The sequence below is a fragment of the Opitutaceae bacterium TAV5 genome, from assembly GCA_000242935.3.
Lineage (GTDB): Bacteria > Verrucomicrobiota > Verrucomicrobiia > Opitutales > Opitutaceae > Geminisphaera.
The window spans coordinates 4,437,674-4,456,858 of sequence record CP007053.1; the positions used below are offsets into that span (position 1 = coordinate 4,437,674).

Annotated in this window: 12 protein-coding genes; 5 read left to right on the forward strand and 7 right to left on the reverse strand. The window is 64.6% G+C overall.

Annotation, left to right across the window (positions count from 1 at the left end; all coding sequences use genetic code 11):
• Positions 1 to 2: 2 nt before the first annotated feature.
• From OPIT5_19010 to OPIT5_19020, 3 genes are all read left to right on the forward strand, one after another.
• Positions 3 to 644 (forward strand): hypothetical protein, encoded by a 642-nt coding sequence (locus tag OPIT5_19010; GenBank protein ID AHF92004.1) that lies wholly within the window; start codon positions 3 to 5, stop codon positions 642 to 644.
• A 71-nt stretch (positions 645 to 715) separates the two neighbouring features.
• Entirely contained in the window at positions 716 to 2,305 is a 1,590-nt protein-coding gene (locus OPIT5_19015) for a methionyl-tRNA synthetase (GenBank protein ID AHF92005.1), read from the forward strand.
• A gap of 253 nt (positions 2,306 to 2,558) precedes the next feature.
• A complete protein-coding gene (locus OPIT5_19020) occupies positions 2,559 to 4,877 on the forward strand; it encodes an isochorismate synthase (GenBank protein AHF92006.1) in 2,319 nt (772 codons plus the stop codon).
• Between the two features lie 273 nt (positions 4,878 to 5,150).
• Here OPIT5_19020 and OPIT5_19025 read toward each other — a convergent pair whose 3' ends face one another.
• The 6 genes from OPIT5_19025 to OPIT5_19050 all read right to left on the reverse strand — a co-directional run bounded on the left by OPIT5_19025 (position 5,151) and on the right by OPIT5_19050 (position 14,892).
• The gene (locus OPIT5_19025; GenBank protein AHF92007.1) at positions 5,151 to 7,622 is read right to left on the reverse strand and encodes an alpha-L-rhamnosidase; all 2,472 of its coding nucleotides are present in this window, start codon (positions 7,620 to 7,622) and stop codon (positions 5,151 to 5,153) included.
• Between the two features lie 385 nt (positions 7,623 to 8,007).
• A complete protein-coding gene (locus tag OPIT5_19030) occupies positions 8,008 to 8,721 on the reverse strand; it encodes an N-terminal cleavage protein (protein ID AHF92008.1) in 714 nt (237 codons plus the stop codon).
• A 60-nt stretch (positions 8,722 to 8,781) separates the two neighbouring features.
• Positions 8,782 to 11,388: an alpha-galactosidase gene (locus OPIT5_19035; GenBank protein AHF92009.1), complete on the reverse strand. Its 2,607-nt coding sequence runs from the start codon at positions 11,386 to 11,388 to the stop codon at positions 8,782 to 8,784.
• Between the two features lie 145 nt (positions 11,389 to 11,533).
• Complete coding sequence (locus OPIT5_19040; GenBank protein ID AHF92010.1) at positions 11,534 to 13,168, reverse strand: beta-glucosidase; 1,635 nt, start codon at positions 13,166 to 13,168, stop codon at positions 11,534 to 11,536.
• 119 nt (positions 13,169 to 13,287) lie between these two features.
• Complete coding sequence (locus OPIT5_19045; GenBank protein AHF92011.1) at positions 13,288 to 14,076, reverse strand: hypothetical protein; 789 nt, start codon at positions 14,074 to 14,076, stop codon at positions 13,288 to 13,290.
• A gap of 69 nt (positions 14,077 to 14,145) precedes the next feature.
• Positions 14,146 to 14,892, reverse strand: a complete 747-nt coding sequence (locus tag OPIT5_19050; GenBank protein ID AHF92012.1) for an anchor protein — start codon at positions 14,890 to 14,892, stop codon at positions 14,146 to 14,148.
• A gap of 151 nt (positions 14,893 to 15,043) precedes the next feature.
• Here OPIT5_19050 and OPIT5_19055 point away from each other — a divergent pair, with 151 nt between their 5' ends.
• The gene (locus OPIT5_19055) at positions 15,044 to 16,090 is read left to right on the forward strand and encodes a LacI family transcriptional regulator (protein AHF92013.1); all 1,047 of its coding nucleotides are present in this window, start codon (positions 15,044 to 15,046) and stop codon (positions 16,088 to 16,090) included.
• A 181-nt stretch (positions 16,091 to 16,271) separates the two neighbouring features.
• Here the strand turns inward: OPIT5_19055 and OPIT5_19060 are convergent, their stop codons facing one another.
• Positions 16,272 to 18,062, reverse strand: a complete 1,791-nt coding sequence (locus tag OPIT5_19060; protein ID AHF92014.1) for an apolipoprotein N-acyltransferase — start codon at positions 18,060 to 18,062, stop codon at positions 16,272 to 16,274.
• Between the two features lie 291 nt (positions 18,063 to 18,353).
• Here OPIT5_19060 and OPIT5_19065 point away from each other — a divergent pair, with 291 nt between their 5' ends.
• On the forward strand, positions 18,354 to 19,055 hold the full coding sequence (locus tag OPIT5_19065; GenBank protein AHF92015.1) for a peptidase: 702 nt from the start codon (positions 18,354 to 18,356) through the stop codon (positions 19,053 to 19,055).
• Positions 19,056 to 19,185: the final 130 nt, after the last annotated feature.

Consider the following 19,185-nt stretch of genomic DNA (forward strand, 5'->3'; position numbering starts at 1 on the left):
TCATGTCCGCGATCCCACCTGCCACCCACGCCGTCACCGCCTGGTTTCCGACGCTCATCTATCACACGCCGTTGCAGAAAAACGGCCTCGCCCGGCTCAACGACGAACTCGCCGACGAATGCGGGCGCCTGCGGGAATTCGACGACGCGGGCCGGAAATGGTCCGAAAAAAACTACCCCGGCGGCTACACCAGCTACGCCTCGATGAACGAGCTTCACCATTTTTCCAGCACGTTCACCGACCTCGAAAAAAAGATCGGCCGCCATGTGCGCGCCTACGCGAAGGCGCTCCATTTCGACCTGCGCGGGCGGGAGGTTTTCATGACCGATTGCTGGGTGAATATCATGCCGCCGACCGCAGCGCATTCGCTTCACCTGCATCCGCTTTCGTTTATCAGCGGCACCTATTACGTGCGCACGCCGGCCGGCTGCCCGGGGCTCAAGTTCGAAGACCCGCGGCTCGACCGTTTCATGGCCGCGCCCCCCCGGCTCGCCAGCGCGCCGCCCGCGCAACGGCCCCACCCTACGTTCGCCGCGCAAGCCGGCGACGTGATCCTGTTCGAGAGCTGGCTCCGCCACGAGGTCGCCGCCAACCGCAGTGACGACGAACGCATCAGCATCAGTTTCAACTACGCCTGGCGCTGAGCGCCTTGCGGGTCTTCCGCAAAATCTTCGACATTTGTCCGCCGCCCGTTTTCCTCGGACGGTTTCCACGCATGAAGAAGACATTCTACATCACGACCGCGATCGACTATGTGAACGGTTCGCCGCACCTCGGCCATGCCTACGAGAAGGTGCTGACGGACGTTATTGCACGGTTCCGGCGCGCGATGGGAGACCGGGTGTATTTCCTCACCGGCGTGGACGAGCACGGCCAGAAGGTCCAGCAAAGCGCCCGGAAACGCGGCATTTCGCCGCAGCAACTGTGCGACGAGGTCTCCGAAGAATTCCGCACCCTGTGTGCCAAACTCGAAATCTCCAACGACGATTTCATCCGCACCACCGAGCCGCGTCACAAGAAAGTCGTCCGTGAGCTCCTGCAAAAACTCCATGACAAGGGCGAAATCTATAAAGCGGAGTACAAGGGTTTTTATTCCACGCGCCAGGAGCAGTTTTTACAGGAAAAGGACCGCAACCCCGACGGCACCTGGCCGGAGATTTTCGGCGACGTCACGGAAATCACCGAGAGCAACTATTTCTTCAAGCTGCGCGCTTACCAGGACTGGCTGGTCGATTTCCTCAGGACCAACGAGGATTTTGTGTTCCCGCGCTACCGGCAGAAGCAGGTGCTGGAGTTTCTGGCCGAGCCGCTCAACGACCTCTGCATCTCGCGTCCGAAGGACCGTCTCGAATGGGGCATCCCGTTGCCGTTCGACGAGGATTTTGTGACCTACGTGTGGTTCGACGCGCTGGTCAACTACTACTCCGCCGTGATCGACAAGCCGGGCGTGTGGCCGGCCGATTTCCACGTCATCGGCAAGGACATCCTCGTGCCGCCGCACGCCGTTTACTGGCCGATCATGCTGAAGGCGCTCGGCGTGGAGCCGCCGCGCTCGCTGCTGGCCCACGGCTGGTGGTCGATCAACGGCAGCAAGATGTCCAAGAGCACCGGCAACTTCGTCGAGCCGGTGAGTTTCGCCGACCAGTACGGCGTCGATGCGCTGCGCTATTTTCTCATCCGCGAGATGAGCGTGGGGCAGGACAGCGATTTCTCGCTCCAGCAGTTCCTCGCCCGTTACAACGCCGAACTGGCCAACAACCTCGGCAACCTCGTCAACCGCACGCTCAACATGACCAACCGCTTCGCCGGCGGCGTGATTCCGGCGGCGGCCCCTGACGGAGCGGACGGACTCGACGCTGCCGCGCTCGCGCCCGAGACCGAGTTGAAAACGCTTTGGGAGAAAACGCGTGCCGAAGTGATCGAGTTGAGCGAAGGCTTCCAGTTCCACATCGCGCTGGAGCGTACCTTCGGCTTCATCACCGCGACCAACCGCTACGTCGAGCAGCGTGCGCCGTGGAAACTCGGCAAGTCCGCCGAAGCGGCCGATCAGGCCCTGCTGCGCACCTCGCTCGCCACCATGGCCGAGGCGCTGCGCCTGGGCGTGACGCTGCTCGTCACCGTGATGCCCGCGACGGTCGAAAAGGTGTACGGTGTCCTCGGATACAAACCGGCGGCCGGACCTGAAGGCGCCGCCGGCGCCGGCTGGCGTGACGAACTCGTGTGGGGCGATCGCCTCACCGGCTCGAAGGTGGCCGAGACGGCGATCCTGTTCCCGCGGCCGCAGACGGATGCGAAATCGAAGTGACCGGGTTAACCCGGAAATTAACCACAGAGGCACGAAGACACGGAGGTACTCACCAAGGGGAAACGTCTAAAGGGAGGTTTTAAAAATTAACCGCGAAGGACGCGAAGGATGCGAAGACCAGAAAAATTGAGACATTGGCACTTGGCGCTCTTCGCGTCCTTCGCGGTAAAAAAGGAATTTCAGGAGTTCCCTTGGCGTCCGGGCTTCGTGCCTCTGTGTCTCTGTGGTTAATTCCGTTTCGGAGATTCGCAAAATGACCATCCTCCCGATCCATCCCGCCGAGAATGCCACGCCGGAGGCGCTGGGAGCGTTTCTCGCGCAATGCCGGGAGATGGCGGCGCGCGATGGCCGGGCGAAGCTGGTGAGCATTTCGCTGGCGGTGGATGCGCTCGATCCGCTGGCGGTGCTGGAGTCGATTTTCGAGCCGGACGAACCGCATTTTTATACGGAGCGTCCGGGGATGGAGAGCGCGATCGCCGGAGCGGAGATCGCGGTCGCGTACACGGCGCACGGGCCGGAACGCTTCGCGCAGGTGCAGCGCTTTATCGACGACACACTGGCGCACACAATCGCGGTGGGCGATGTGGAAGCGCCCTTCGGCGGACCGCATTTTTTCACGACGTTCACGTTTCACGACGAGGTGGAGGCGGGCGAGCCGTTTGCCGCCGCGCATGTCTTCGTGCCACGCTGGCAGGTGGCGCGGGCCGGCGGGGTGACGACCGCCGTGGCCAACCTGCTGGTCGCGCCCGATGCCGATCTCGCCGCGCTCACGGAACGCGTCTGGCGGGCACACGGGAAGTTTGCGAATTTCGAATACCGGGTGGAGAGGCAAGGCGCGTGGCACGGGCTTCCAGCCCGTGTTCAGGAAAGTGGCACGGGCATCCTGCCCGTGAGCGTTGCCTCTCCGCGTGGCACGGGCTTCCAGCCCGTGTCTTCCGAGGTCGATACCCGTCAGGGAGCCTATCTGCCACACTGGACGAGAGACGGCGGATTCTACGCCGTAACCTTCCGTCTTGGCGACGCACTTCCGGTCCATGTCGTGGCGGCATGGCAAGAGGAACGGAACGACATCGTGGCCCGTGCCCGACAGCAAGGACGGGAGCTTTCCGACTCCGAACAGGAACGACTGGCCCATCTTTATTCGGAACGAATCGAAGCATTTCTCGATTCGGGCGCGGGCGAATGCCATTTACGAAATCCCCGGATTGCAGACTTGGTCCGGGAGACACTGCTGCATTTTGCGGGCAAGCGTTATGAACTTCATGCGTGGAGCATCATGCCCAATCATGTGCATGTGGTGTTACGAGTGCATGAGGGTTATCATCTGAACGACATCCTGCATTCATGGAAATCCTTTACATCAAACAGGGCGAATCGGCTTCTCGGACGAAAGGGTGAGTTTTGGCAACCCGAGTATTACGATCACCTGATTCGTGACGAAGCAGACTATCAGCATGCAGTACGGTACGCGCTGGAGAATCCGGAGAAGGGGGGACTTCGTGAATGGCCTTGGGTTGGTGGCATGACGTGGCACGGGCATCCTGCCCGTGGACGGGAAAGTGGCACGGGCATCCTGCCCGTGAGCGTTGCCTCTCCGCATCCCGCTCCTGGACGGCGCTCTGCGCCGCCGGAACTTCATGGGCAAGATGCCCATGCCACGCCGGAATCACGGGCTGGAAGCCCGTGCCACTTTCCGGACACGGGCTGGAAGCCCGTGCCACCTTCCGGACACGGGCTGGAAGCCCGTGCCACGCTCCGCATTTCCGATGTCGGCGATTACCGCGCGGCGGTGGCGCGCGGGCTGGAGCGGATCGCCGCTGGCGAGTTCCAGAAGATCGTGCTCGCCCGCGCGCGCGATGTCGTGGCAGCGGAGCCTCTCCATCCGCTGCGCGTGCTCAATGCGCTGCGGCAGCGGTTTCCGGACTGTTATGCGTTTTCGGCGGCCAACGGGCGCGGACAGAGTTTTATCGGCGCCTCGCCCGAACGGCTGGTGCGCGTGAGCCAGGGCGTGCTCGAAACCGAGGCGCTCGCCGGCTCGGCGCCGCGCGGCGCCGGCGCAAGCGAGGATGCCGCCGCCGGAGGCGCCTTGCTGCGCAGCGAGAAAGACCGGCGCGAGCAACGGCTCGTGCTCGACTCCATCCTGCGCCGTCTCGCTCCGCTCGGCCTGCGTGCCGAATATCCGGATACGCCCGGCCTGCGTCGCCTGGCGAACGTCCAGCATCTGCACACGCCCGTGCGCGCCGTGTTGCCGGATGGCGTGCGGCTGCTCGACGCGCTGGCGCGGCTGCATCCGACCCCCGCGGTGGGCGGCTCGCCGCGCGAGGCGGCGGTGGCGCGTATCCGCGAGCTGGAAGGTTTCCCGCGCGGCCTCTACGCCGGCGCGCTCGGCTGGATCAACGCGCGCGGCGGCGGCGAGTTTTTTGTGGGGTTGCGTTCAGCGCTGGTGGACGGGGCGACCGCCCGCATCTACGCGGGCGCGGGCATTGTTGCAGGGTCGGAGCCGGAGCGCGAATACGCGGAGACGGAGCTCAAGTTCCGTGCCGTGCAGGACGCCTTGACGGGATCGTCCTGACCGGGCCGGAGACCAGAGGCCAGAGGGTCGGATTTCAGATTTTGAATCGCAGATTTCAGACCTTTGGGAGGTCTAAAAAATCATTTTCCCAATCTGACAAATCAACCGCGAATGGACGCGAATAAAAACACAATAAAATCATATCTAAATGATTATGCATTCCATCATTTTTTCTGGATTCGCGTTCATTCGCGTCCATTCGCGGTTAAAAATGTATTTTTAGAACCTCCCCTCCGGCTTCCGGTCTCTGGCCTCTGACAAACGGCAACGGGCTCAGCGGGGCTTGCCTGTCGGTTCCCGGTGTTTTGCCGGTGCGCTCTCGCAAGTAAACAGACCGGTGCGCAGGGGATGCCGGGAACCGTCGGGCATGAGGACCGTGCCTTCGATGCCGGACGGGGCTTTGATGTGCAGGGTGAAGGTCGCGCTGCGAACATGCCAGCGAACCTCCAGCAATCCTTGCGGAGTGAGACAGGCTCCCGATGCGTCTTCCAGATCGCCGCAGAACGGGCGTATCTCCACCTGTTTCCAGCCGGGGGATTGCGGACGGATGCCGAGGACCACTCCGGTGAAGAAGGCCATCGGCGCCGCGCCCCAGGCGTGGCAGGCGGAGGCGTGGCGCGGATACGACGATGCGTCCGTGCGTCCGTGTTCGGACAGTTCCCAGTGTTCCCAGGTGGCGGTCGCCCCCGCATCGAGCAGCGGCCGGTAGCGTTGGCGGATGAGGTCGAGGGCGTCCTGTTCGCGGCCATGCAGGCGCAGCGCCTGCAAAACGGTGTGGATGGAAAACGGACTGGCCCGAACCACCGTGGCCGGATCGCTGCCGCCGCGGGCCAAAACTCGCTTGATGATTTGTGCGGCCCGCGGGCTGCCGGGGGATTCCAGGAAGAGCAGGGCATGGGCAGCGGTGACTTCGGAGACGCCTTCAGTCAGGACGCCATCGGTCATGGCGTCGGCATAGCCATGTTCCGTCTCGTTCCAGAACTGTTCGCGCAGGGAGGAGGCGAGGCGTTCAGCGCGGCTTGCAAACCATGCGTGGCTGGCTTGGTCGCCGAGCCGGTTCGCGTAGCCGGCGATGGCACGGAGGGCGGAGAGGTATTGGAGGTTGAGCGTGGCCAGCACTTCGCCGGAGCCCATGCCGCGTCCGGCGGCGTCGCGCCCCATGTCGATGTAGATCCAGTGCGGCACGCGGGCGAGCAGGCCGTCGTCGGGCCGCTCGAAAGCGGAAAACCAGCGGATGGCGAGCAGGAGATTGGGCCACCAGTGGGCGAGCAGGCTGTCGTCGCCGGTGAACTGATAAAACTCCTCGAAGGCTCCGATCCAGTCGAGGCAGTAGGAGGGGATGGGGCTGACGTTGCGGTTGCCCGAGGGATAGCGCGGTACCATCGAACCCATCCAGTCCATGCCCTGGCCGATCTGCTCGATGAGGTTGCGGTGCAGGGCGGCGTCGCCCCAGCGGTGGTGATTGAAAATCGCGGTGCGGCGGGCGTCGCCGATCCACTGTTGTTGTTCGCGGGAGGGGCTGTCCACGATGCCGTCCTGGTAGCAGAGGCGGACGGTGTGCGCGCAGATGGCGTCGAGACGGGTAAGGCTGTCGTCACTACACCGGAAGCCTTCGACTTGGCCGACGGGAAGCGGGTAGTAGAGCGTGCGCAGCCACGCCCGGTGAACGGTGACGGGTCCGGGGGACCAGACCCAGAGTTGCACGTGGCGGAAGGCCAGCCAGTTGAAGGCGACTTCCAGCGTCTGCCGGTCGCCGCGAAGAATCCAGCGCCCGGTGAGGATGCGGGCCTGCTCGGGTTTGGGAATGACGTCGCCCGGAGCGATGGAGTCGGCGAACAGGGCGTCCACCACCGCGCCGGCGGGTCCGTCGATCTCCAGCCGGAGGAGGCCGTTTTCGATGCGGGCAAGGTCGAGGGTGACGACGTGCGCGGTATCGGGTGCGGTGGCGGGCAGCCGGACCGGAAACACCGCGCCGTCGCCGGGAACCGGAACCGGGACAGGGCGCGGCTGGCCGAGTGCGTCGGGCGCGGGTGCGGGGCCGTGGGCCGAGGCGAGGCGGGCGCGCGGGAGGGTTTCGACGTCCGACTCGCTCCGGAGGGGGAGCGGACTCGGGACAAAGTGATACCACGGGGTGACGGTGAGGCCGGATTTGACGTAGTCCGTCGCGGCCCAGCCGGAATCGTCGTAGCCCGGGCGCAGCCAGCCGTCGGGAATGAGTTGGGTATCCTGGACCTCGATACAGCCGAGCGGGCCATGCAGCCGCGGGGTGGGGCGGAGGAATTCCTCCGCAGGCGCGGCCTTCCAGGAGCGGTCGCTGACGATGGCGAGGTGTTCGCCGTCGGCGCCGCGGATCACCAGGTGGAAAAGCAGGCCCTGCATGATGCTGATGCGGGAACCGGTGCCGAAACCCTGGAAGAGGACAAGCAGGGCGATGTCGTTGTCACCCCGGTGAAGGCGGGGCGCGACATCGAGGTGATCGTAATAAGTCCAGGTCGGATCGCTGCGTCCGGGGCCCCGTGCGCAGGGGGCTCCGTTGAGGAAAAGCTGGTAATGTGTGTCGGCGAAAACGCGCAGTTCCGCCGAGACGGGGTCGAAGGGCAGGTGAAAGGTTTTGCGGAACCGCAGGGTGCGGTTGCGGGGGTTTTCGAAAAACAGGGTCTCGCCCTGCATCCAGATCAGCCCGGCGCCGGGCTCCCACCGGATGTCGAGGCAGGAGGGACGGCTGCGCTGGTAGAGTGGGTTCATGGTTCCGGTTTGTCGCACAGGAGGAGGGCGCGGCGCCAGCGCATTATCGGAGAAGACGTTTCGGGCGGGAACGTTACGCACGAGAAGAGTGCCGATACCACGCTGGCGGCGGATGAGTCCTTCGCGGACCAGCCGTTCGAGCGCGGTGCGCACGGTGGCCTGAGAGATTCCCAGCGTCCGCATGAGGATGGTTTCCGAGGGCACCTTTTCGACCGAGGACGGGGCGGAGCGGATCGCCTGCCGGAGCGCATCACGAAGCTGAAGGTGGAGCGGAATGCCGTTTTCGCGATCGAGGGTGATGGCATGCAGCCCGGATTCCCATTCGGTGGCGGAGGTCGGTGTCATCACCGGGAGCGACGGATAGGCACGGCGGGATTGGGTCTGCCTAGTGTTTGTCCAGTCCTTCCCAGTCCCATTGCACGGTTCCAACCAGAGAATCTTTTTTGATCCAGCGGACGCTGCCACCCCAGGTGGCGGCGTTGAAGCCGGTGTTGTCGTGCGGCGCGGCCAAGCTGGTGATGCCGGGGCTCTGATTGGCGACCCACCAGTAATTAATGTCCGACGCAATGACGCGGCGCGGAGGGGTGTCGGCGTCCGTGTAGTCGTCCGCCGAATTGGTGTCGGGACGCTTGGCATATTGATTCAGGAAATAGCCGGCCATCAGATCTCCCGACGCCGAGGTCCGGTTCCATTGGCCGATTTCGTTTCCGCGAAACTCCGGACACATGAATATCGGAGGCGGGCGCAACATGTTGGCCGGAGTATCGTACATGGCCTGAAGACCGACGTAGGGAAGGAGTTCGTAGAAAGCGTCGGGAGTGGCTCCTTTCATGATAAAGCGCGGGTCCCGGGTTGGAGAAAAAGGCGCTTTGCCCTTGTGATCGTTGCGGTACATGATGTGCGCGGCCGCAATCTGCCGGAGGTTGGAAGCACAGACGGCCCGTTTGGCGGTCTTGCGGACCTTGCTGACGGTGGGGATAATGATGGCGGCAAGAATGCCAATGATGGCGATGACGGTGAGCAGCTCGATGAGAGTGAATGCCTGTGACGACATTCTGCGGGTCTGATATGTGTATCTGGAGTATGAATACTTTTTCATGGCGATACGGGTTTTTGTTTTGCAATGCAGGGGATGTTTGCCGGATGTCGAAAGAGGGTGTCAGGGCAGCAGGGTGAGCGTGCCGAGCGTCTGCGGATTGTTCCAGTAGTCGGCCGACCGGAGACAGGTCATCCAGGTGTTGGTGCGGAAGCCGTGATCGGCGTCGTCGGCCAGCACGTTGGCCCCCAGCCGGAGGCCGGCGGCGGGTTTGACGTCGATGGCGGAGAAGGGAATGGCGGCCTCGATCAGGTAACCGCCCTGCCATACGCGACTGGCAATCTTCACCTGGGACTCGAAGTCTTGCCTGACGTGGCCGCCGATCGGTGCGGCGAGGAGCGCGGGCGGTTCGTCGTGAAACTGTCGCGTGGGCGTCATCAGCAGGAGGAGGTCGCGCGCGGTGATGGTGCGCGAGCGTTTGGCGGGATCGGGTTCGGCGCTGAGGAAGAGGCGGACGTTGTCGGCGTCGCGCCAGTCACGGCTGGTCAGGTCCACGACGCTGAGGTCGTCGTCGAGCGCGATGAAGGCGAAATACAGGTGGGTGGCATCCCAGCGGAGGGCGACGCGGCCAAACCAGTTTTCACGAACCGGCGGCTGGGGATCGCGGAGGATCCACAGGCCCCCCTGATCGAGGGTGACAAACTCGTCGGCGGTCCATTTGGACAGGTTGCCGTCGATGGAATCGGGCGTCATGGAGGCGGGGGCACGGCGGGCGAGAAGTTCGCGGCATCCGAAGTTTTCCGTCTTGTCGTCGTCGAAGGGGAGGCGGACCGGATAATGCGGTTGTTGTGGCGATTCCGCGAGCAACGCCCGATAGGGGAAGGGGCCGTCGATCCACAGGCGGGTTTCGAAGGGCAAGCTGCGTCGGGGGCCTTCGGTTTCGGTGGCAAACGAGAAACGATATTCGACGCCTCGCACGGCGTTCCGGGGAGCGGTGAGGCGAATTTCGCGCGTGACGGTTTCGCCGGCGGCGACCGCGACGGGTTCGGGCAGCTCGATGGTCCAGCCGGGCATCCGGCTGACGACGACGGGCCGGGCGGTGACCGGGGCGGCGCCGGAGTTGAAGATCACCCAGGGGATGCTGACCGTGTCGCCGGGGTTGAGCGTCCAGCGGTTCAGCGCGGTGCTCCAGTTGCGGGCGTCGAGCGTGTTGGCCAGCACGGCGAGGTGGTCGTAGCCGGTGAGAAGGCGGGAGGCGTCTTCGGGGAATCCGGTGATGAGCAGGGGCGTCTCCCCGAGGGTGAGTTCGGGGCTCGGGTTTTGGAGTGCGTCGGTGTTGGCGGAGTCGGGGCGGCCGTTGGCGTCGATCGCGGTGTAGTGGCCGCCGGGAAGGAGGGAGAGGGGGGCGCGGACGCCGTCGCGGAGCGCCCAGACGGCGAGGAAGAGGGTGCCGTCGGCCCGGCGGAAGAGGTGTTTTTGAACAGGTTCGGTGCTGACGGTGCCTCCGAGCGGGATGGAATCGTTGAGCCAGGACGAAAGGTGGACGAGCGTGTGCCAGGCGGGGCGGGGGAGGAAGTTTTCGTCGAGCAGCCAGAAGGTTTCCCGGTCGTTTTTGCCGTAGAGGTTATACCAGTAGATGCGTTCGATACGCTTGGAGCGGGCGAGCAGGTAGAGGCGGGCGAGTTGGCCGGCCTGTTGTTCGAGGGTGAAGCCGTTGACTTGGGTGAGTTGCCGGGTGACGGGATTGACGGGGCCGCCTTCGTGGAAGTGGAAACCGATCTCGGTGGCCCAGAGTTGCTGAGGGGGTTGTCCGGTGGCGGCGGCATGGGCAGCGATGACGCGCTGGTTGGCCTCCAGCTTGGCGATGCCGGCCTCGGCGGTGCCGCTGTAGGGATGCACGGTCACGGCCTGAATATAGGGGGAGAGGCCGTTGCGGAGCAGTTCGGCGAGATAGTGAGGTTGCGCCTCGGCGATGCCGAAGGTGGCGGGGCGGGCGGAGGGATCGGCGGCAAGGGTGCCGAGGGCCATGGCCTGGTTGTGCGCGGACATGGTCGCTGCCGCGCCGTGTCCGGCCCAGCCGGAATTGGTTTCGTTGCCGTATTGGTAATCGAATACGCGTCCCTTGAAATGCTCCCCGAGGTGGCGCGCCCAGGCCCAGGCCATGCGGTTCTTGTCCGGGGACAGGTAGTATTCCCGGGGAAAGAAGGTCAGGCTCATCAGGGTGTTCATACCAAAGGCCTCGATCGCGAGCTGGGATTGTTCGATGCGCGGGTCGATGGCAAAGCGGCCGGATTCATCCGGGGTGCGAAAGCCGGGTTCCAGCCGCACGGTGCGAACCCCGGCGTCGCGCATGTGTTGCAGCATCCGCCACTGTTCCTCCGGCGAGTAGCGATGGAGATGGGCGTTCATGCCGATGAAAAAATCGCCGTCGCGGGCGACCGGCTGCGGCCGGCCGACGATGGTGGAGAACGACTCCGCGGTCTTATCCCCCGTGGTCACGGTGGCGCGAAAGAGCACGGTGGGCGCGGGGAGGGCGAAGCCGGCCGGACCGGCGGCCAGATCGATGGTCGCGCCGGGCGCGAGCGTCCGCCTGACCGGGGGGAGGGTGGTGAGCTCGCCGCCGGGGGTTTCCAGCGTGACGGAGGCGACGACGTCCACGACGGCGGCGGTGTCGTTGCGAACCTGGAACGAGGGCAGTTGCGAGAAATCGTCGGTGCGGACCATGCGGATCGCCGGGCTTTCTTCCGCTCCCGAGAGGGCGTGGGCGCAGGGCAGCAGGCCGAGCATGGCGGCGATAAAGGGGGGGATGGAAAACAGGCGCATGAAAAAAGTGAGATGCGGCAAGGTGGAAAAAATCCGCATGTAAGGTGGAGGGTCAGGGTTGGGGAGTCAGGTAAACGGGGAGCGGGCTGACTTCGATTTCGAGCTGTCCGGTGTGGCCGACGATGACAGGGGTGCCCCGTCCCTGCCAGTCGCGCCGCACGTAGGTGCCGGGAGGAAGGGCAAGGGTCACGGTTTGCGTTTCGAAGCCGACCGCCCAGGCGGCGATGACCCCGTCGGGAAGCTGGCCGTATTGGTGGACGTGAACCTGTGCGTTTTCGACAAGGCTGCGGACCCACGGGCGGTTGCCGAGGACTCCGGCGAGCGTCGCGATGCTCACCAAGGAGGGCTTGGGGGCATATTCGGTGGTGATGAGGCCGAAGTTGTGCTCCTGGTTGAGTGGATTGTTTCCGTCGTCCTGAAAATCGTAGATGAACACGGCTTTCATTGCCGGGTGCCGGCGGGAGAGGAGCAGGGTGCGGGTAAGGAAGGCGGCCTGGACGACCTCGCCGGCCGGCGGGTGCCGCGTGAGATGGGAGGGCCAGCCGATCTCGGTGGTCCAGACTTCGAGGCGCTTTTGGTCCGAGCGGGGATTCCGTTCGCTGAATTGGCGAAGGTGGGACCAGACCGCGGGGACGTTCACACGGGGGATCGGCGCGCCCTGGGCTCCGTATCCGGTTTCCGGATCGTAGGGCGACATGTAAGGGTGGACACTGAAGGCGTCCTGGTAATCGAGGCCGCCGTGTTTGAGGACGCCGGAGATGTAGTCGCCGCCCGGTCCGCCGCCAGCGCCTCCGCCGCCGCAGGAAATCACGGTGGCGGTGGGGTCGATCGCCTTGATCGCCGGATAGACTTCCTTGAGCAGGGGAGTGTAAATCTCGGGCGAAGCTTTCCCCCATGAGTGGGGCTCGTTCCAAACCTCCCAATGTTTCACGACACCTTGGTAACGAGTGACCATTTCCCGGACGTAGCGGACAAAAAGGGCGCGTGCCTTGTCGTTGGCCGGGAAACCGTTGTTGCCGGCGAATTCATCCGGCCAGGCGCGGGCGTTTCCGTAGGCGAGGATGACGAGGGGGGAAAGACCGAGTTCACGGGCGGTGTGAATCCACGCATCGGCGTAGGGAGGGAATTCGAATTTCCCGGGGGTCTGTTCAACATGCTGCCAATAGACTTCGTCCCGGATACGTGAAAACCCGGCCAGTTGCACGAGTTCCAGTGAGCGGGGAAGGGTGCCTTTGCCGTGCGCAAAATGGGTGCAGACGCCCCAGTCGTCCGGGTTGGGGCCGTTGCGTTCGGGGATGGAGGCCAGGGTGGTGAGGTATCCACCGATTTGACGGCCGGTGTGATCGTGATGGCGGATGTCGAGTTGATAAAGCCCGGGCGTGGGCAGGGAAACGGTCAGGACGCCTGCGGTTTGAGTGCCGTTGGCCGCGGATGCCGGCGCAACAGGAGCGGTAAAGGTGGCGACGATGTCGGGCGAAAGTGTTCCGTTGTCCTCATAGGGCCGAAGCAGGCCGCGCAATTCTCCTCCCTGCGCAGGGCCGTCTGTATTGAGTATGTTGATACTGATCTGCCGTTCCGTTCCCGATGGCCCGATCAGATGATCTTCGGGTGAAATCAGCGTGAGGGTCGAGGAAACGGCTGCGAGGGGAATCAGAAAGAGGGGGAGATGGAAAAACGGGTGCTTCATGGTGGAAAATGTGGGGAACTCCAAGGGATCCGCCAGGCGGGGAGGATGAGTCCTGACGGATTCTGTCTTCGTGCCTGGCGGGGGAGCGAGCTGTTATGGGCGGGGTTGGGGCATGCCGGTTATTCGGCCGAGGGTTCTCCGGTGAGGTTGACGCCGTAGACCACCATGAACACACCGCCGTTGACGAAGCTGGAAAGGGCGATGCCGGTGAAGGTCTCATAGGTCGAGTCCGCGGCGGCGGCAATGATGCCGCGGCGCAGGCTCGTGTTGAGGCGAACCTGGCCGTCGATGACGGAAAGGCTGAGAACCTGACGGTTGCCAGAGTCGCCCTGGCCGGTGCCGATTTGAATCCATCCGTCCGGATCGGTGAGGCTGCCGTCGACCCGGAAGAGGGCGGTGCGGCCCGAGCGGGCGACTTCCGCGACGTAGCCCTTGCCGTCGGCATTGAGCAGGGCGAGCGCCCAGGCGAGTCCGCTGGCCTTGTCGTCGCCCCATCGCATGGCGACGTCCGCGCGGAGGGTGGGTTTGCGCAGCGCCTGGGTGGAAGGGCTGCCGTCGGAAAGCGAACGATGGAGCCACGGGCGCAGGGTCTGCGGGCCGGGAACGCTTTTGGCGTGGAGCGGGTGGATGTGGTAGTTGGCGTCGGCTTTTTCGCTGCCCTGCCAGACCCAGCTTTCAGCTTCCGCGGCGTACCAGAAGCGGAATTCCGAAGCCGGTTGCAGCGGCACCCAGACCGGATTGCCCGGCGCGGTGCCGGGGCCCGGAGTGAAGGTGTCGTTGAGCACAAAGGCGTCGGCCCGTGCCGTTGCGGTTCCCGCGGCGATGCCGAACGCTCCCGCCACAAGAACGGCGAGGGTTTTTGTGCGAATCAAGGGGATGTGGTGTCTGAAAAGTATCCGGGAAATCATGACGAAAGGAGACGGAAAATCAGTGTGCCGGGAAAGGCGATCGGGTGTAAGACGGTTGCCGGGAATCATTCAGGATGCCCTGTGGCGGCGGCGGAGGAAGGTTGCGGCGACCAGGGCTGCAGCCGCCCCGAGCAGGGCAATGGTGGAGGGCTCGGGAATCACCGTGTAGTCGATGACCAGATAGGCGACTGGCCGCGTGGCACTGTGGTCGGCGCCCGAGGCAAACCAGAGTAATTGCCGCTCGGTGTTTCCGGTTTCGTTTCCGGCTTTGAGCAGGAGATTGAGCGTCGTGCCGTTGGTCAGCGCCGTCTGGACGACAGAATCCAGAGAGGAGTCGCTCCAGGTGACCGCGCCTGCCGGCGCCTTGGTGGAGATGTTGGCCGAGGCCAGAATCGTGCTGTCATAATCGCCACCGGGATTGGCCCAGGCTGTCGTACCGTTGCTGTTCCAGTTCGCCGCCGTTTCGCTGAAGGAGGTCGTCAGTTCATGGACGTCGATTGTCAGCGTCGTGGAGATCGAAGTGCTGTCCGGGCCATTGAAGTAGAGCATCAATGACGCGGAGACGAAGGTGGCATCTTCCGGAAGGGAGACCCCCGCCAGATCAAAGCTCAGCAGGGAGCGGAGGTCACCTCCGCCTGCGACCTGGCCGATGCCGAGCAGGGCAGTGTTGCCGTTGAATGTGGCGTTGTCACTGCGAATCCAGGTGTCGGCGGACATGCTGACGGGCAAAGAGTCTGCGCGGGTCAGGCTGCCGGTGAAAAGCGTCGCAAGAAGCGCGCTGGCGGTGAGCAAGGTTTTGGTGCGGAGGAGGTTCATGACGGAAGGATGTTGTTCAGGTGGGAGTAGCGCGTTTCGCGGGCTTGAGGCGGCGTGATTCGGAACAGTTTCCGGTAAATGGCCGTTGACGGATGGAAACAAGAGCAGCGAAGTCTAACACGTTAGATTTCCCGTTTTCCCCTCTTTTCCCATGAGTGATTCCTTTTCACCCACCATCCGCGAACTGGCCCGGCGGCTCGGTCTGAGCACGGCGACGGTTTCCTATGCCTTGCGGCATCATCCCTGCGTGGCGGCGGCGACGAGGCAGCGCGTGCTGGATGCCGCCCGGGCAGCCGGCTACCGGCCGAGCGCCATGGTCAACGCCCTGATGACGCAGGTTCGCCAGCGCGCCGTCCATGCGCGGCCCTCGGGCGAGGTGATCGCCTACCTGCATGCCTACGATAAAGAGGATGACTGGCTGCGCACGCCGTCATTGAAAGAGCAATACGAGGGGGCTTGCGAACGGGCCCGCGAGCTGGGTTTCGGTGTGCAGGCGTTGTGGCTGGGGCCCTGGGGCGCCCGGTCCCGGAACGTGGCGCGCATCATGCGGGCGCGCGGCATACGCGGAGCAATCATCGCCCCTGTGCCCGTCACGGGAATGAAGGCGTTGGAACTGGACTGGGAGGCGGCTTCGTTTGTGGCAATCAGCTACACGTTTGACCAGAAGAAGGTTCGCCGGGTGGTGCATCATCACCTGCGCGGGGCGGGGGAATGTTTCGCGAAGGTGAGGGCGCTGGGTTACCGGAGGATCGGCCTGGCGATTTACCGGGAGGATGACATGGAGCACATCTGGATGGCGGGTTTTCTGGCCGGGCAACAGATTTATCATGCGTTGAGGCTGCCGGTGCTGATCATGGAAGATCCGATGGACCCGGCGCCGTTTTTCGAGTGGTTCGGGCGGCAGCGTCCGGATGCGGTTATCACGGTTCACGGGTGGGGCCACCAGTTGTTGCGGTGGTTGCGGGAACGAGGCCTGCGGGTGCCGGAGGATGTGGGTTATGCGAGTCTGGACGTGGGAGCGAATAATGTGGGAAAGGTCGCGGGGACGTTGCAGGACAACCCGGGCATGGGACGGGCAGCGGTGGATATGGTGGCGAGTTCGCTGCTGCATAACGAAATCGGGCTGCCGGCCAAACCCACGATCACGATGATCGACGGCGAGTGGACGGACGGGCCAACACTGCGGGCACGGGCGTGAGAGAGCAGGGCGTGTGCGGTTACAACTACAGATCGATTCGGGATCTGATGTCGGGCAGACAGGCATGTGGTACGGGCATCCTTGCCCGTGGGCCGAGGGGGGACGGGCGCTTGCGGCGCGGAGCGCCGTCCACGGGCAGGAAGCCCGTGCCACTTTACTGCCGGGTGCTGCGTAACATCAGTCAGGACGGTGTGTCCCGGCGGCTGCGCAGCCAGCGCGAGGCCGGGGAGGTTCCCGGAGTGGCGGCCGGTGTGCGCAGCGTCCGCCAGGCGAGCGCCCCCATCAGCGCGCAGACGCCGGCGAACCAGTCTCCCCAGCGGACATACACGCTCGATTGCCCGACCCAGCGCGAGTCGACCGAGACGTTGATTGTCGCATGACCGCGGAAATAGATGGTGCCGGGCTCGCCGTCGCCTTCGCGACTCCGGGCCCGCCCGGTGTCTCTGCTCCGCGCCTGCGCGTGCACCACGCCGTCGGCGGTGCGGGTGAGCTCCGCGCGGATGGCGCCGCATTCGTCGATCCAGCCGCTCCAGCCACTGTTGCCGGCGCGCAGGACGGGGCGTCGCATCTCGACGGCGCGGAGCACGGAGTTGGACGCGTGCTGCTGCGCCGCGCCGCCCTCGCCAAACCAGCCGTTGTTGGTGTTGACCACGAGCACATCGGCGCCGGCGAGCACGCTCTGGCGGGCGAGGTTCGGGAAAATGTCTTCGTAACAGATGAGCGGGCCGATCTGCACGGTGCGCCCGGGAAGGACGACCGGCAGCAGGGCCGGGGAGGAGCCGTGGTTGAAGTCGTCGCCGACCGGCACGAATTTCCCGATCCATCCGATCAGGGGGCGAAACGGCACGTATTCGCCGAAAGGTACGAGCTTCCGTTTCGCATAAAATTTTTCGTGCAGCCCGTTCTTCGGGTCGACGACCAGCACGCCATTGAACCACTGCTCGTTTTCCGTCTGCGGGTGTTCGATGACGATGGAGCCGAGGACGAGCGGCACGCCGGCCTCGCGCACCAGCCCCTCGACCCAGTCCTGCATCGGTTTCTCGCCACGCGTCGCCCAGGGCGTGGTGGCCTCCGGCCAGAGAATCACATCCGGATGGGTGGCCGCCGCCGCCAGCGTTTCCTCGCGCAGCACGTTCAGGATGCCGGGGCCTTCGGCGGGGTCCCACTTGAGCGTTTGCGGGATGGCGGGCTGCACGATGGCCACGCGGCCGAGCGGCACGGCGCGTTTGCCGCGATTGATCACTTCCGGGATGAAGGCGGCGAGGCAGGCGACCAGCAAAAACAGCGCCGCCATGAATTCCTGCGAGCGCCGCGACAACCCGCGCGCCTTCTCGCGCAGCAGCCGGTGCGCGTAGGCGGCCGTGCCGATGTTGACGGCGACGAGCACGAACGACACGCCACCGGCGCCCGTCCATGCCGCCACCTGGAGGATGCTGACGCGCTCCCATTGCGTGGCCGCGAGCGGCACCCACGGGAAACCGCCGAGCAGCCAGGTGCGCGTCCACTCGATGACGACCCACGCGCCGGCCAGGCCGAACATGGCGAGCAGGCGCACGGGCGTCGACCGGCCGGGCATGCGCGGCATCACCCAGCGGGCGAGCGCGAACCACGATCCGACCCACGCCCCGATGACCGGCCCGAGCAAAAACAGGCCGAGCCACGTCACGTTGTGCAGCCAGCCGAGGACAAAGGTCCAGGCCACGACCTGGGAGCCGAGTGTCGCCGCGAGCCACGGTTTCCAGCGAGGCGAGTGGTAGGCCCAGAAAAGCGCGGGCGCCGCGAAAATGTAGGCCGCTTCGGGCGCGCGCCCGGGGGGGAACATCAGGATCGTCAAGAGGACGGTGACGATGAACACGCTCGCCGCTGCGAGAGGCGTGGAGTGCCGCTGCCACCAGGGGGGGCCGAGACCGGTTTCGTCGGGAAACCCGGGGGAGGCGGTGGCGGTACCGGTGGTGTGTGGCGAGCCTGACATCTGGCAAGGGTTTGGAGACATCTGCCGCGTCAAGGTCAAGAAAACCGCATGGATAAATATCCGCCCCCTCCCCCGGGGGAGCCCGTTGTGCCGTCCCTATAACTCCCGGCCGATTTTCCAACACCCCGAAGTTCCACTTGCCAGATCGCAAAGATGGCACGTTGTTACCGCCTCTTTCCTCCCCGGTTTTCCGGGTAGTCCCCGGCCGGGCGGAAAACCGCATGGCCCGGACGGGCGGCACCGGTCCGGCCATTCGCCACACCACTTCCATCTCATTTCCATCATCCGACCATGAATGCCTATCTTCCCTGGATTATCTGCCTGATCGTTCCCATGCTCTTCGGCCTCTACGCGCAGATGCGCGTGCAGAGCGCCTACTCGAAAAACATGCGGGTGGCCTCGCGCGGACGGATCACCGGCTACGAGGCGGCGGAGGCCGTCATGCGCTCGGCCGGCATCAACGACGTGCAGATCGTCAAGGTCCCCGGACAGCTCACCGATCATTACGACCCGATCCACAAGCGCCTCGCGCTTTCCGAACACAACTACCACGGCACCAGCCTGGCCGCCCTCGGCGTCGCCGCGCACGAGGCGGGCCACGCGATCCAGCACAAGGTCGGCTACTCCATGATGACCATCCGCCAGACGCTGGCTCCCGCCACGCAGATCGCGGCGGGCATCTCCAACTTCATCATCATCGCCGGTATCGTTCTCTTCAGCACCGCCCTGGGCGGCCCTCTGCTGACGATCGGCGCCATCGCCCTCGGTGTGATCGTGCTTTTCCAGCTCGTGACGCTGCCGGTGGAGTTCGACGCCAGCCGCCGCGCCAAGGCCCAGCTCGTCAACCTCGGCATTCTCGGCCGCGACGAAATGGAAGGTGTCAACGAAACGCTCGATGCCGCCGCGCTCACCTATGTGGCCGCCTTCGTGGCCGCGCTCGGTTCGCTGCTGCACATTCTGCTCATCCTCGCCGGCAACCGGCGGAGCGAGTGAAACGAGTCCGCCCGGTAGCAGGCCGCCGCGCAAGCCGGGTCCTGACAGGGGCTGTCCGCGCAAGGGAGAGCACCGGTGACCCCTCCGCGCATCCCCGGGAACAACGCCGGCTACAATTCTTTTGCGACCC

What these genes read in the sequence shown, in the direction of transcription:
- OPIT5_19065 (AHF92015.1), top strand. Translation starts at nt 18,354, where the DNA reads ATGAATGCCTATCTTCCCTGGATTATCTGCCTGATCGTTCCCATGCTC.
- OPIT5_19015 (AHF92005.1), top strand. Translation starts at nt 716, where the DNA reads ATGAAGAAGACATTCTACATCACGACCGCGATCGACTATGTGAACGGT.
- OPIT5_19025 (AHF92007.1), bottom strand. Translation starts at nt 7,622, where the DNA reads ATGAACCCACTCTACCAGCGCAGCCGTCCCTCCTGCCTCGACATCCGG.
- OPIT5_19050 (AHF92012.1), bottom strand. Translation starts at nt 14,892, where the DNA reads ATGAACCTCCTCCGCACCAAAACCTTGCTCACCGCCAGCGCGCTTCTT.
- OPIT5_19045 (AHF92011.1), bottom strand. Translation starts at nt 14,076, where the DNA reads ATGATTTCCCGGATACTTTTCAGACACCACATCCCCTTGATTCGCACA.
- OPIT5_19055 (AHF92013.1), top strand. Translation starts at nt 15,044, where the DNA reads ATGAGTGATTCCTTTTCACCCACCATCCGCGAACTGGCCCGGCGGCTC.
- OPIT5_19010 (AHF92004.1), top strand. Translation starts at nt 3, where the DNA reads ATGTCCGCGATCCCACCTGCCACCCACGCCGTCACCGCCTGGTTTCCG.
- OPIT5_19060 (AHF92014.1), bottom strand. Translation starts at nt 18,062, where the DNA reads ATGTCAGGCTCGCCACACACCACCGGTACCGCCACCGCCTCCCCCGGG.
- OPIT5_19030 (AHF92008.1), bottom strand. Translation starts at nt 8,721, where the DNA reads ATGAAAAAGTATTCATACTCCAGATACACATATCAGACCCGCAGAATG.
- OPIT5_19040 (AHF92010.1), bottom strand. Translation starts at nt 13,168, where the DNA reads ATGAAGCACCCGTTTTTCCATCTCCCCCTCTTTCTGATTCCCCTCGCA.
- OPIT5_19020 (AHF92006.1), top strand. Translation starts at nt 2,559, where the DNA reads ATGACCATCCTCCCGATCCATCCCGCCGAGAATGCCACGCCGGAGGCG.